Annotated in this window: 19 protein-coding genes; all 19 read left to right on the forward strand. The window is 62.8% G+C overall.

Annotation, left to right across the window (positions count from 1 at the left end; all coding sequences use genetic code 11):
• On the forward strand, window positions 1-333 hold the full coding sequence (locus P2G62_RS06830; RefSeq protein WP_275734133.1) for a hypothetical protein: 333 nt from the start codon (window positions 1-3) through the stop codon (window positions 331-333).
• Window positions 333-842, forward strand: coding sequence for a hypothetical protein (locus P2G62_RS06835; protein ID WP_275734134.1), 510 nt, complete (start codon window positions 333-335; stop codon window positions 840-842). Before P2G62_RS06830 ends, P2G62_RS06835 begins: the two co-directional genes overlap by 1 nt.
• Entirely contained in the window at window positions 839-1,093 is a 255-nt protein-coding gene (locus P2G62_RS06840) for a hemolysin XhlA family protein (RefSeq protein ID WP_275734135.1), read from the forward strand. Before P2G62_RS06835 ends, P2G62_RS06840 begins: the two co-directional genes overlap by 4 nt.
• Window positions 1,080-1,583 carry a DUF1804 family protein gene (locus tag P2G62_RS06845; protein WP_275734136.1) on the forward strand — a complete coding sequence of 168 codons (504 nt, stop codon included), beginning with the start codon at window positions 1,080-1,082 and terminating at the stop codon, window positions 1,581-1,583. Before P2G62_RS06840 ends, P2G62_RS06845 begins: the two co-directional genes overlap by 14 nt.
• The gene (gene terL / locus P2G62_RS06850) at window positions 1,580-3,238 is read left to right on the forward strand and encodes a phage terminase large subunit (protein WP_275734137.1); all 1,659 of its coding nucleotides are present in this window, start codon (window positions 1,580-1,582) and stop codon (window positions 3,236-3,238) included. Before P2G62_RS06845 ends, terL begins: the two co-directional genes overlap by 4 nt.
• Complete coding sequence (locus P2G62_RS06855) at window positions 3,238-3,444, forward strand: hypothetical protein (protein WP_275734138.1); 207 nt, start codon at window positions 3,238-3,240, stop codon at window positions 3,442-3,444. Before terL ends, P2G62_RS06855 begins: the two co-directional genes overlap by 1 nt.
• Entirely contained in the window at window positions 3,444-4,820 is a 1,377-nt protein-coding gene (locus tag P2G62_RS06860; protein ID WP_275734139.1) for a DUF935 family protein, read from the forward strand. The genes P2G62_RS06855 and P2G62_RS06860 overlap by 1 nt, the downstream gene beginning before the upstream one ends.
• A gap of 155 nt (window positions 4,821-4,975) precedes the next feature.
• Window positions 4,976-6,385 (forward strand): PBECR2 nuclease fold domain-containing protein, encoded by a 1,410-nt coding sequence (locus P2G62_RS06865; protein WP_275734140.1) that lies wholly within the window; start codon window positions 4,976-4,978, stop codon window positions 6,383-6,385.
• A gap of 93 nt (window positions 6,386-6,478) precedes the next feature.
• Window positions 6,479-7,033 carry a phage virion morphogenesis protein gene (locus tag P2G62_RS06870; RefSeq protein WP_275734141.1) on the forward strand — a complete coding sequence of 185 codons (555 nt, stop codon included), beginning with the start codon at window positions 6,479-6,481 and terminating at the stop codon, window positions 7,031-7,033.
• 287 nt (window positions 7,034-7,320) lie between these two features.
• The gene (locus tag P2G62_RS06875; RefSeq protein WP_275734142.1) at window positions 7,321-8,436 is read left to right on the forward strand and encodes a hypothetical protein; all 1,116 of its coding nucleotides are present in this window, start codon (window positions 7,321-7,323) and stop codon (window positions 8,434-8,436) included.
• Window positions 8,437-8,448: 12 nt separating this feature from the next.
• Window positions 8,449-8,793, forward strand: a complete 345-nt coding sequence (locus P2G62_RS06880; protein ID WP_275734143.1) for a hypothetical protein — start codon at window positions 8,449-8,451, stop codon at window positions 8,791-8,793.
• An 11-nt stretch (window positions 8,794-8,804) separates the two neighbouring features.
• A complete protein-coding gene (locus tag P2G62_RS06885) occupies window positions 8,805-9,761 on the forward strand; it encodes a major capsid protein (RefSeq protein WP_275734144.1) in 957 nt (318 codons plus the stop codon).
• Window positions 9,762-9,825: 64 nt separating this feature from the next.
• Window positions 9,826-10,299, forward strand: coding sequence for a hypothetical protein (locus P2G62_RS06890; RefSeq protein ID WP_275734145.1), 474 nt, complete (start codon window positions 9,826-9,828; stop codon window positions 10,297-10,299).
• 76 nt (window positions 10,300-10,375) lie between these two features.
• A complete protein-coding gene (locus P2G62_RS06895; protein WP_275734146.1) occupies window positions 10,376-10,633 on the forward strand; it encodes a cyclic nucleotide-binding protein in 258 nt (85 codons plus the stop codon).
• Window positions 10,630-11,055, forward strand: a complete 426-nt coding sequence (locus P2G62_RS06900) for a DUF1320 domain-containing protein (protein WP_275734147.1) — start codon at window positions 10,630-10,632, stop codon at window positions 11,053-11,055. Before P2G62_RS06895 ends, P2G62_RS06900 begins: the two co-directional genes overlap by 4 nt.
• The gene (locus P2G62_RS06905) at window positions 11,055-11,486 is read left to right on the forward strand and encodes a hypothetical protein (protein WP_275734148.1); all 432 of its coding nucleotides are present in this window, start codon (window positions 11,055-11,057) and stop codon (window positions 11,484-11,486) included. The genes P2G62_RS06900 and P2G62_RS06905 overlap by 1 nt, the downstream gene beginning before the upstream one ends.
• 2 nt (window positions 11,487-11,488) lie before the next feature.
• Complete coding sequence (locus P2G62_RS06910) at window positions 11,489-11,689, forward strand: hypothetical protein (protein WP_275734149.1); 201 nt, start codon at window positions 11,489-11,491, stop codon at window positions 11,687-11,689.
• Between the two features lie 2 nt (window positions 11,690-11,691).
• Complete coding sequence (locus P2G62_RS06915; protein ID WP_275734150.1) at window positions 11,692-12,618, forward strand: phage tail tube protein; 927 nt, start codon at window positions 11,692-11,694, stop codon at window positions 12,616-12,618.
• Window positions 12,619-12,628: 10 nt separating this feature from the next.
• The gene (locus tag P2G62_RS06920) at window positions 12,629-13,006 is read left to right on the forward strand and encodes a hypothetical protein (RefSeq protein WP_275734151.1); all 378 of its coding nucleotides are present in this window, start codon (window positions 12,629-12,631) and stop codon (window positions 13,004-13,006) included.
• Window positions 13,007-13,058 lie beyond the last annotated feature (52 nt).

Below are 13,058 nucleotides of genomic sequence, written 5' to 3' on the forward strand. Positions count from 1 at the left end.
ATGAAGTGGTTTGTCGCTTTCGTTGCCTGCATCGTCCTCATGGCTGGTGTCGTCGCAAACCCGCCCTACGCGCATGCCGAAGACCCGGCGGTGCAGCGGTGCTATCCGACGGTTGGGGAGATCTCCGACCTTCTCAAGACCCGTTACGGCGAGGAACCCTTCTGGCTTGGTGTCAACGGTACGGACGGATCTTCGGGCATGCTCATGATGTTTGCCCGCCCGGACCGCACGTCGTGGACCTTGGTGATGATTGATCAGTCCGGGTTGGCCTGTGCGCTCACGGGCGGCAGCGCCTGGCTCACGCGCAATGCAAAGGCCGAGGAGGACGCGTGATGTCTGCACTTATCGCCCTTGCCGGCCAAGCTGGCTTCAGCATCATCGAGAAGATCATCTCCCGGAAATTCGGTGACGGCGCTGGCCAGCTTGCCGGGGACGTTCTCGGCGAGATCGCCGCGCAGGTCGGCGTTCCGGTCGATCAGCTTGATCAGGCCGCCGTGGAGCAGCCCAGCGTCGTCACCCAAGCGTTGCGCAACGTCGAAGAGCGAAGCCCGGAGCTGATCGCGCTCTACGCCGCCGGTCTGGAGCTGCAGCGCGCGCAGCTGGCGGCCGAGGCGAGCGAGCCGCTGTGGATGCGTGCCTGGCGGCCGGGTGGGATGTACATGCTGGGCCTGCTGTGGATCTGGAACGTGATCGGACTGCACGTCTGCAATGCGATCTGGCGGATCGCACTGCCGCAGATGCCCCTCGATCAGTTGGTGCAGGTATCCGGCCTCTACATGGGCCTCTACATGGGCGGGCATACCGTCAAGGACGCAGTGAGCAAGTGGAAGGGGGCGCCTTGACCGACTTGCCGATCCCTCCCCATCTTGCCGAAAGCCTGAACCGTGCCCATCAACGTATCGACGGGCATGAAACGCGCATCCGCGACCTCGAACTGAGCGAGGCCGGAATGGTGCAGTGGCGCTCAAACACCACTGAAAAGCTCGATTCCATCCAGTCCGGTATCCAATGGATCTTCCGGCTGATCATCGGCGGCCTGATCACGGCCGCAATCGCGTTTGTCATCGCAGGAGGTCTCAATGGCGCGCAATAACGAAGACCTGCGCCGTAAGGCCCGATCGGACTATGTGTTCCGTCGCTTCACCGCTGCCACCATCGCAGCGGCCTATGGGATTTCCGAGGCCACCGTTGGGCGCTGGAAAAAAGCAGCCAAGGAACAGGGCGACGACTGGGACAAGGCCCGTACGGCCCATGTGATCGCGGGCGAAGGCGTCGAGGCGGTGGTTTCCACCGTCGTCGAGGATTTCATGATCCAGGCGCAAGAGATCCTCGAGGAGATCAAAAACGGGGATCACACCACCCAGGAGAAGGTCTCGATGCTGGTCTCGCTCTCCGATGCGATGACCAAGATGGCCGCGAGCGCCAAGAAGTTCGCGCCGAAGATTTCCGAGCTCGGCGTGGCGCAAGACGTCATGGGCAAGATGCTAGACTTCGTGCGCGAGAACTTCCCACAGCACTCGGCGGCAATTCTTGAGATCATCGAGCCGTTCAGCGAGCGGCTGGCCGAGATCTACACGTCATGACCCGGCGGCCGCAGCTGAAGGCCGCGGTCAGCAAACAGGATTTCCGCGAGAAGATCGCGGAAATGGCGAGCGAGTTTGCCCGCCATATCGAGCTGAGTGTCGAGGCGTTTTCACCCGATCCGGAGGCGAAAAAAGAGCGCCTGCGCCGCGTGGCTCTGGACGACGGCTTCCAGTTCTTCATGGAAACCTACCTGCCCCACTATGTGCGCGGCGAGCACTCGCTGTTTCACCAACACATCTTCGCCCGGGTGCCGGAGATCCTCGCCTCCGACAAGGGCGTGCGCGATCTCTTCATCGCTCCGCGCGGCGCCTCGAAATCGACCCATCTATCGCTCGGTTTCGCGCTCTACTGCATCGTGCGCGGGCTCAAGCGTTACATCATCGAGGTCTGCGACGTTTACGAGCAGGCGGCACTCTTGATCGAGGCAATCAAAGCGGAGCTGACGACGAACGTCCGGCTGCAGAATGACTTTCCTGACGCATTCGGGGCTGGGCGGCTCTGGCGTGAAGGTGAGATCGTCACGCGCAACAACATCCGCGTTGAGGGCCTCGGCGCCGCCAAGAAGATCCGCGGCCGCCGCCATGGCCCCTACCGCCCCGATCTCCTGTTCCTCGACGACATTGAGAATGATGAGCAGGTTCGCAGCCCCGAGCAACGCACCAAGCTCTGGAACTGGATCTACCGCGCCGCGCTGAAGGTCGGGCCACCTGATGGCTCGATGGATGTGATCTGGGTCGGCACGGTGCTGCACTTCGACGCCGTGATCGTACGTGCGGCGAAGGCGCCGCTTTGGAATGTCACCGAATTCCAGGCGGTGGTGAAGTTCCCTGATCGCATGGACCTATGGGATCAGTTCGAAGAGGTCTACCACAACGACGGCGAGGACGCTGCACGGGCGTTCTACGAAGCGAACAAGGCCGACATGGATCAGGGCGCTGTGGTCAACTGGCCCTCGGTGCAACCGCTCGTCTGGCTCATGCTGGAGCGCGCGGCCGATCATGCGGCCTTCCAGACCGAATATCAGAACAAGCCGATCAGCGAGGGCAACCCGTTTGGTGATTTGACCTACTGGGTGCAGCCGCTGCGCGAGTGGATCTTCTTTGGTGCCCTCGACCCGAGCCTGGGCAAGAAGGGCAAAGGCCGCGACCCATCAGCAATCCTGATCGGTGGCTTCGATCGATTGGCCGGGCGCCTCGATGTTGTCGAGGCATCGATCCGCAAGCGCCTGCCAGATCTGATCATTGCGGATACGATCGCACTGCAACGCGAATACCGGGCGCTTCTTTGGTTCGTGGAAACAGTGCAGTTTCAAGAGTTCCTGCGCACGACGCTCATGACGAAGGCTGCCCAGGAGGGCGTGGGCATCTCGGCCGTGCCGATTACACCCTCGACCGACAAGAACCTGCGCATTGAGCGGCTGCAGCCTCCGGTGGCCGCAGGTCTGATCCGCTTCAGCCCGAACCACCGCACGCTGATCGACCAGCTGCAGCAGTGGCCGAATGCGGATCACGATGACGGCCCTGATGCGCTCGACATGCTCTGGCAAAACGCCCTGTTTTACGCGGGGCGTGGCGGCGCAGGCGGGGAAATGCTGACGGCACATACTCCGACAGGCGGCGATCGTCTGGGCGGGTATCGGTTGGGAGGGCGATGATGATTGTTGACCTGGGTAACGGGGTAATACTGAACCCGGCACATGTCGTTTCGGTGCAGCGTGATTACTACGGGAAATACCTGAAAATCACGGATGTCCTCGGCAACGTTCACGAGGTGCAGGTGAAGTACGGCGAAACCATCTACGAGGCTGAGGAGCGCGTGATCGCCATGTTGTCGAAACCAATGACCGAAGAGGGCATGTGATGGCTCGGAAAAACCGCAAGTCCAAGTCGGCATCCTTCGCCGGCGACGCTCGCAAGAACCTGCCCACAGAGGCGAAAACGCTGATTGCCAATGCGTCGAATGACATCACCATCCCGTTCTTCAGCGGGGTGCTACAGAATACTGACGACACGCTGATCCAACAGGGCGGTGGCAAGGGCCTCAGGATCTACGACGAGATCGAGCGCGATACCCACGCCGGTGCCATGCTCGAAAAGCGCAAGGGTGCTCTGATCTCGCGCGACTGGAAGGTTGAGCCCGGCGGTGATCGCCCGATCGACAAGGACGCGGCAGATCTGGTCGAAGAGCTGATCGGGGCCCTGCCATTTGACCGGATCTGCAAGGATCTGCTCGACGCCACTCTGAAGGGCTTTGCCGTGTGCGAAGTGGTTTGGGCGCGCGACGGCGCCCGGATCAAGCCGATCAAGATCAAGTCGATCGACCAGCGGCGTTTCGCCTTCGGTGTCGACTGGCGCCCCCGCCTTTTGACCTGGACATCAATGATGGAGGGCATCGCGCTTCCCGAGCGAAAGTTCATCGTGCACCGCGTTGGCGTAAAGGGTGAAAACCCCTATGGGCTCGGCCTCGGCAGCCGCCTGTTCTGGCCCGTGCTCTTCAAGCGTGAGGGCATCACGTTCTGGCTGCACTTCCTCGAAAAGTTCGCCGGTCCGACCATCGTCGGCAAAAGCCCGATCGGCTCGTTGCCTGAAGAGCAGCGCCGTCTGCTCAACACCCTGACCGAAGCGCGCACATCCTCGGCCATTGTCGTTCCGATCGGGACCGATGCGGAGTTCCTCGAGGCCAGTCGGTCCGGATCAGTGAGCTATGAGCAGTTCCTGAATTACTGGGATCGGCAAATCTCGATCGCGACCACTGGCGAGACCCTGACCACTCAGGTGGGAGATTCTGGTGGCAATCGCGCTTTGGGAGAAGTTCACCAGGAGATGCTTGAACTTCTGGCAGACGGTGATGGTGATCTGCTCTCCGGAACGCTCACTGAGCAGCTGCTGCAGTGGATCATCGATTACAATCTTCCCGGCGCGGCTGTGCCGAGGATCTGGCGGGAGCGGCCTGAAAATCAGAAGGCTGCTGCGGATACCAAGAAGAGCCAGGCGGAAGCCGATGAAGCCATGGCCAAGGCCGTGCGGACCATCGTGGCGGATGCTGCGCGCTTCGAAGATGATGATGTCGCGCGCGAGTTCATCTTGTCGTTCGACGTGGCAGCGAAGCTCAGCGACAAGACGATCGATGCGCTTGTCGCGGCGCGTCATGCCTTTCGGTCTGCCCCGGCCGCACCGAATCCTGTTGTGACGGGCGATCCGACCTTCGCGGCGGACGGGCTCAAAAAAAAAGCCTGAAGCCGCGGCACGTTTGCTTTTCTGATCCCGGCGGCCCGATCGAGCGGCTCACCGATCAGGCGCTCGAAGCTGCCAGGCGCCATTTCTCACGGCGTGTGGATGCTGTTCGAAAAGCGATTGTGGGAGCCGAGAGTTTCGAGGCCGCGGCGCGGGCGGTGTTGGAGATCGGCGCGCGCTGGACGCCAGACGCTCTTGCTGCCTCGCTTGCCCAGGTGCTCGATCTCTCCGGCCTCGAGGGGCGTGAGGCGGCGTTTGGAGATGGAGAGACCGCCTTTGCCGAGCCGTCATTCACCCGTCAGGCGTTCCAGGAGCAGATCGACTTCCTGACGCAAAAACGGGGCAAGCCCACCCGCGCCTGGACGGATGCCATGCAGGGAGATCATGATCGCGCCTTTGTCGTGGCTGGCGTGACCGACATGGCGATGCTTGAGGAGTTCCAGCAAGCGATCATCGAGGGCGCGCAGACCTACGACATCAAGGCCTTTGGCAAAGAGTTCGACCGCCTCGTCGAGAAATACGGCTGGGACTACAATGGCGGACGTGACTGGCGGGTGCGAACCATTTTCGAGACCAACATCCGCACGAGCTATATGGCGGGCCGGCTGCGCCAGATGCGCGACCCGGATATGGTGAAGATCCGGCCCTACTGGCAATACCTGCATGCCGACACCCGCGTGCCACTCAATCCGCGAGAAGAGCACGTCGCTTTCGACAAGATCGTCCTGCTCTGGAATGATCCCTGGTGGAATTACTACTTCCCGCCGAACGACTGGCTGTGCAGTTGTGGCGTTCGAACACTCTCGCGGGGCGATCTGCGCCGCATGGGCAAGAGTGGCCCGGATCAAAGCCCGCCGATCAAGATGCGGCCCTACCTGCACAAGGCGACAGGAACCGTCGTCGATCTGCCCGAGGGCATTGGCTATGGCTGGGACTACATGCCGGGAGATCTATGGGAGCAAGGTCTCGTTCCTTCTGCCATTCTCAACGAGGGTGGAGCGGTGCTGACGGGGGATTTGAAAGGTCACCATGTCGTCTCGATCGACACACCCGACCCGATGGCCGATCTGCGCGCGAACGCCACCGCCTTCAAGGCCAAGGTGCTCCCTGACGGATTGACCGAAGAGGCATACTGGCAGGCCTTCCTGAAACCCTTTGGAGCCGAGCCCGGAACGGCAGTGCTCTGGGAGGATGCAGCCGGGCAAGACATCGTCATTTCAGAGCAGCTCTTCTTGGAGCATTCCGGCCGGTCGAAAACCTTCAAGCGTGGCCGGGGTGATTATGCTGCGCTCCTTGCCGAGGCGATCATGAACCCCGATGAAATCTGGCTTGGTGTACGGTCTGTGCCGGTTGACGAACACCCTGGCTATGAAGAGCTCATGGTGACGCGCCGATACATCAAGGTAGACCCGGAAACCTCGCTTTACGTGATGTATGAGCTTGGGCGCAAAGCCTGGGGGGCAATCACTGGATACGCCTCGATGAATCGCGCGAAGCCGGATTTCCGGCACATCGACAAGCAGCGCGTCGGAAAACTGCTCTTCAAAAGGAAAAAGCGGCCCGGGTGATCGGACCGCTACCACGGAGCAGCTAGAAGGGCACTCACCGCCGCACTGCACCGCTTCTCGCCAATATAGTCCCAAACCCAGGAGTTTTCAACGGTGGCAGGCATTAGCATCAAGGTCGAACTGCAGGATCTCGGCGCGCGCGAGGCGCTTCGGGATTTGCTGGGACGCATGGATAACCTCAAACCGTTTTACGCAGCCGTTGGCGAGCGCATTCTCAGCTCGACGAAAGACCGCTTCGAGACCCAGACCGATCCGACGGGCGCCGCCTGGACGCCGCTCTCTCCCAGGACGATCGCGCAGCGCACCAAGCGTGGTCAGCTGCCCCTGACAATTCTGCGCTCCAACAGTAAGGGTATGTCAGGTTCATCTCTTGCCGGATCGATCAACTATGTGGCCTCCACGGAAGATGTGCGCATCGGCTCCCCGAAAGCCTATGCCGCGATTCACCAGCTCGGTGGAACGATCGAGAAAAAGGAGGGGTCGCGCTACATGGCTGGCAGGCGCTTTGCCAAGCGCAGCACCGAAGGCGGTGCAGACGTCACGATCAAGGCGCACACGATCACCATTCCGGCCAGACCCTACATCGGCATATCGGCCGCCGACCAAGATGGAATTCTCGAAGACGCGGAGGATTGGTTGACCCGGTGATCAAGGCGAGACTGGATGGCGCGAAACGCGGGCCACTGAGTTGCGTTGCGCCCTCAGGCGAGCGAATGCCCCAGAAGACGCGCCTTGCCCCGTTAGCCCCCCGTCAGGATCGCTCTGAGCGGCAATATGACCCCGAAGTGCGGATCGTCATTGCAGGATCGACCCTCCTGCGCCTATGATCCCCTCGCCGATGAGGCCAAACGCACCCCCGGACCTGTGTCCGGGGGTTTTGCGTTTCGGGTCGTGCGAAGGGTTGATCCTCAGCTCACGACGGATCGCACCGCACCATGAACACGACTCCCAACAAAGCGCGCATCGAGGTGTTTCGCCCGGGCACGTTCACACCGATGAACGGCGCCCCGATCACCTATTCGGCGGCGGACCTGCGCGCGATCGCCGATGCCTACGACCCCGAAACCGCCCCCGCGCCCATCGTGGTCGGCCACCCCGATACTGATGCGCCGGCTTATGCCTGGGTCGAGGGGTTCGAATACGATGCGACCGCCGAGCGCCTCTTTGCCGATATTTACGAAATCGAGCCGCAGTTCGCCGACCTCGTGAAGTCGGGACGCTTCAAGAAGGTCTCGATGGCCTTCTTCTCGCCGGGCCAGCCGCACAACCCGGTGCCTGGCACCTGGTATCCCAAACACGTGGGCTTTCTGGGCGCTGCAGCCCCGGCCGTTTCCGGGCTGAAGAACGCGCATTTCGCGGCAGCGGCCGATGCGGTGTTTACCGCCGCCTTTGGTGAACGCGGGTTTGAGGAGACTGCCTCGATCCTGCGCACGCTGCGCGATTTCCTGATCGAGAAGTTCGGCATGGAGGACGCCGACAAGGCCCTGCCGCCCTACCGGATCGAATGGCTTGGCGAGGTCGAGGTTCAGCCGAAGCTGGACCTGCCCTCGTTCGCCACGCCGCCAACCCCCGTCAAACCCGAAAAGGAGCCTGCTGTGCCCCCCAACGACCCGGCCTTCGCTGCCCGCGAAGCTGATCTGGCCACGCGCGAGGCGTCCATCGCCGCCCGTGAAGAAAAAGCCGCCCGCGACGAAGCCGTCGCCTTCGCTGAAAGTCTCGTCACCGACGGCAAGCTCTTGCCCGCGTCCAAGGATCAGGTGGTCGCCGTTTTGACCGCCCTGCCCAAGGGCAAGACGGTTGCCTTCGCTGAGGGCGGCCAACAGGTCGATCTTTCCCAGGCGCTGCGCGACATCCTCTCGGCCCAGCCGAAGGTGGTGCAGTTCGGGGAGACCGATCTCGGCGCCGATCCTACCGGCGGCCGTGCCGCGCAGTTCGCGGCCGATGGCAAGCAGGTCGATGCGACCGGCCTCGCAACCCACGAAAAGGCGCTGGCCTATCAGCGCGCCCACCCTGGCACGGAATATCTCGCCGCCGTGCGCGCCGTGTCCTGATCGGAGAGCAACATGTTTCGCACCTATCACTCTTTGCTTTCGTTGACGGCCACCATGGCCGCCATCTGTGACGCCGGTGATGTCGTCGGTTTCGACGATGCGCCGATCACCGCGGCCGACACCCCCGTCAAGGGCGTGGCCCAGAACCCCGCCACCGAGGTCGGGCTCGACATCGCGCTCACCTCGATCGGCGTCGATACGGTCACGGCCGTTGGTGCCATCGCCAAAGGTGACCCGCTGTGCACTGCAACTGGCGGCGGCGTCCGCACGGCGGTTGTCGGCACGGACGTCAACATCTTCGCCACCGCCCTGACGGCTGCCGCCGACGGGGAACTCGTCCAGATCCTGATCCGCTGAGGAGCAATCCAATGAACCAACCCTTGAACCAGCGGACGGCGGCCGTCGTCGATCCGATCCTTTCGACCCACGCGCGCGGCTACCGCAATGCCGAGTTCATCTCGCACCTGCTCTTTCCGCGTGTGACCATTCCGAACCGCGCGATGCGGGTGATCAAGTTCGGCAAGGAAGCTTTCCGCATGCTGAACACGCGCCGCGCGCCGGGCGCGAACAAGAAGCGCGTCCAGTATGGCTATGCTTCGGACCCGGTCGCGCTCGTGCAAGACGCCCTCGAAGGGATCGTCCCGATCGAACATCAGCAAGAGGCGATGTCCATTCCGGGCATCGATCTGGGCGCCGGCGCCATCAACATGGTGCTCAACGTTATCGATCTCGGCCACGAATATGAGGCCGCGCAGCTCGCGCGTGGCGCTGCCAACTACGACGCCAATCACAAGCTTGCGCTGGTCGGTGCCGAACGCTGGGCTTCCGATACGTCCGACCCGCTTGCCGACATCGATGAGGCCAAGGAAGCGGTCCGGCGCAAGATCGGGCGGTATCCGAACACGCTGGTTCTGGGCCCCTCCGCCTTCAAAGCCCTGAAACGCCATCCGAAGGTGAAAGACCAGTTCAAATACACCTCGAAGGACAGCATCACCGCCGAGATGCTCGCCGCCTATTTCGACGTGGCCAAGGTGATCGTGGGCAAGGCCGTCTGGCTGCCCGAGAACGCCACCGACGAAACCATCGCGTCGGATGTCTGGGGCGATGACGCGGTGCTCGCGTATGTGCCGCAGGAAGGCGACAACTTCCAAGTGCCCTCCTACGGCTACACCTATGAGCTGGCGGGTTACCCGCAGGTTCAGGCGCCGTATTTCGAACGTTCGAACGACAGCTGGATCTATCCGACCACGGCGGAACGTCGCGTCTACCTGACCGGCGCCGAGGGCGGCTTCCTGTTCCAGGGCGCTGGCGGCGCGGTTGCCTGATCGGCGGTCAGTTTTCCGAGTGGGCGGTGCGCCGCCCACTTCCGCAAACTGACAGGAGCCGAAAATGGACCCCAAGACTGAAGTTACGCTCATCGCTCCGGCCAAAGTCGGCGGAAAGTTTCGCGCGGTTGGCGCCGTGATTGACGTTGATGCGACCGAGTTGGAGCACCTCAAGAAAGCCGGCGCAGTGCCGGACGACAAAAGCATCGTCGCGCAGGCCGAGCAGGCAGACGCGCCCGACGCGCTGATGGCGCAGCTGGCGGCCGCAGTCGATGAACAAGCGCTGGCGATCGTCGAGCTCGAAGCAGAGCTCGGCGAACTGGCCACGCTCCTCGGCGCCACCGAAGCGCGTGCCGTCGAAGCCGAAGCGCAGCGCGACATGCTGCAAGATCGCGTGGTCGAGCTTCAGAAGGATGTCGGCGAGGCCGTGCTGCGCGCGGAGGCTGCCGAGGCGGGCAAGACCAACGAACCTCCCGCCTCCCCTGAAGTGGCGCCGGCCAAGCCGAAGAAAGCCTCCGCGAGCTCGTCCAAGGCCTGAGCAACCTTGCCGAAGTGGGGAGCGGTTCTGCTCCCGGCTGCTCCCCACCCCAACACTGCGCCACAAGAGGTCCCCAATGAGCATGAACAACGGCCTGCCTGTTTCCGACTACCGCCCGCAATCCGATGATGCGGTGTCCCTGGTGAACCGGAACAAGGAGATGGAGGAGCGCGTGCTGCGTCTCCTCGATGACCTCGCCAAGAACCAAGGTATCGATCCGCGTTGGTATGCGGTCGGGCGGCGCCACATCGAGCAAGGCTTCATGGAGATCAACCGCGCCGTGTTTCAGCCTGCCCGGGTGGATTTGCCTGCTGACGCGGATCGCGGGCTATGACTTACGCAACGCTCGATGACCTGATCGACCGCGCCGGAGAGGCCGAGCTGCGCCAGATCGCCGATCGCGACCGCGACGGGGTAATCGATGCCACGGTAATCGATGCGGCGCTCACCGATGCGAAGGATTTGATCGACAGCTACATCGGCGCGAAATACGCCATGCCGCTGCCTTCCGTGCCCTCGATCGTGCGCAGTTGGTCGGTTTCGATCGCGCGCTACTATCTGCATCGGAATGGTGCACCTGATCACGTGGTGAAGGACTACGACGAAGCATTCAAGTCCGTGAAGGACGTGGCGCGTGGTCTGAGCACCCTGCCGGTTGCCACGGGTGAAGAGCCCGCGGTCGTTTCCGGCGGCACGGTCATGGCGAACCATCCCGATGAAGTGTTCACGCCCACCAAGCTCGCAGGGTGGCGCTGATGCTGAGCGATATCCTTGCCCGGCTGCAAGCCCAACTCGCCGCTCCGACCTGGTCTGGTGTTGAGATTGCCGAGGACATCGACGCGCTCACCGCGCGCGCCGGCCAAGTCGAACACGGCACGGCGATCATCATGCCCTGGCGTGAACGTGCAGGCCCTCAGGATTTGATCAGCGCCGGGTTTCGCCAGAAGGTCGAGGTGCAGTTCGCTGTGGGTATCGTGGTGCGCGCCTACGACCAGCTGATGGGCGCCGATCGGGCCACGGCCTTCGATGCCTTCAAGGCAAGCCTCGAGGTTGCCCTCGCGGGGTGGGTGGTCCCCGGCCACCTCGATCCGTGCGAGCTGGTCGGCGGGGAATCGAGCCCCGTGACCACCGGTGTCAGCATCTACGTCCAGACCTGGTCGACCACCCGTTTCCTGACAGGAGCATGACGATGACGAACCCCATCCATGGCGGCCGCTGGCTGCGCGACCCCGAGACCGGCGCCATCACCCGCGAGAATACCGAGGCCCTTGAGGCCGATGCGAAGCCCCCGGCGGCGGAGGGAGAGGCACCGGGCACCCTCTCACCTGACACCTCCGCCGACACGAACACCGATGCCGCGCCTGCGGCCAAGAAAGCGAAAGGACGCTGACCATGACGAACCGCCGTTGGCCGACGCTGGCCATGCTTCACAAGATCGAAGCGACCTATGGCATCGATGCGGCCCCCGCCGCGGCCGATGCGCTCATCGCTACCAACATCACCTTCACGCCCTACGAGGCCACCGCGATCTCGCGTGATCTGATGCTGCCCTACATGGGCCACCAGGGCGAGATCATGACGGCCGAGTATGGCAAGATCGAGTTCGACATCGAGATCGCAGGCGCCGGTGCTGCCGGCACCGTTCCGAAATACGGCTCGATCCTGCGCTCGTGCGGTTTTGCCGAGACGATCACCGCCGCCACCAAGGTGGAATACTCGATCGTTGAATCGGCTCAGGAGAGCGGCTCGATCTACTTCAACTCGGACGGCGTGCAGCACGTCTTTGTTGGCGGGCGAGGCAATCTGTCGATGAATCTCATCCCCAAGCAGATTCCGAAGTTCCGGGTGAGCTACATGGGGATGCTCGGCACCGTGACCGACGCGGCCCTGCCCGCAGTTTCCATGGCCGGTTTGATCACGCCGGTTCCGGTCTCCAAGGCCAACACCACCCTGTCGCTGCATGGCTATACTGGCCCCGCCGAAAGCCTGTCGATCGATCTGGGTAACACGGTGACCCCGCGTTTCCTGATCGGCGAAGAGGAGATGAAGATCACCGACCGCAAGACGACCGGCACGGCCGTGCTCGTTGCCACCTCGATCGCCACGCAAAACTGGTTCGCCGTCGCGCAAGCCCGCACCCGCGGCGCGCTGCAGGCGGTCCATGGCACCGTTGCCGGCAACATCGTCGAGATCTCCGGCCCGGCCGTCGAGATCGGAAAGCCCTCTCAGGGGCAAACCGACAACATCGTCAACTACTCGCTGCCGCTCGCATTCTGCCCGGTCACGGGCCGCGACGAGCTGTTGATTGCCGTGCGCTGAGGGGGTTCCGATGGCGAAATTCGTGATGGTCGAAAAGCATCTCTACTGGTGGCCGGTGACGGTGCGCATGCCCGATCCTGAAAACGCCGGCGCATTCATCGAGCAGACCTTCGAGATGCAATTCGTGGCACAGAACCGCGATGATGCGGTTGCCGCGCAGGAGCACTACGCCTCGCTCACCACCGATCGCGAGCGTATCGAGGCCGACAAGGAGCAGATGCGCAAGATCTGCCGCTCCTGGCGGGGGATCGTCGATGTGGACGGGGCCGACATTCCCTTCACCGCCGCGCTCCTCGATGACGCGATGGGGGTTTCGTGGTTCCGCACCGGCGTCATGCAGGCGATCGCTGAGGCGAGCATGGGCGTCGAGGCCAAAGCGGGAAACTGAAAGCCGCCGCGCGCGCCTGGGTCTTCGCGCGGTTTGGCAAAAGCGATCCAAG

The sequence above is a fragment of the Paenirhodobacter sp. CAU 1674 genome (genome assembly GCF_029222945.1).
In the GTDB taxonomy this organism is placed as follows: Bacteria; Pseudomonadota; Alphaproteobacteria; order Rhodobacterales; family Rhodobacteraceae; genus Rhodobacter.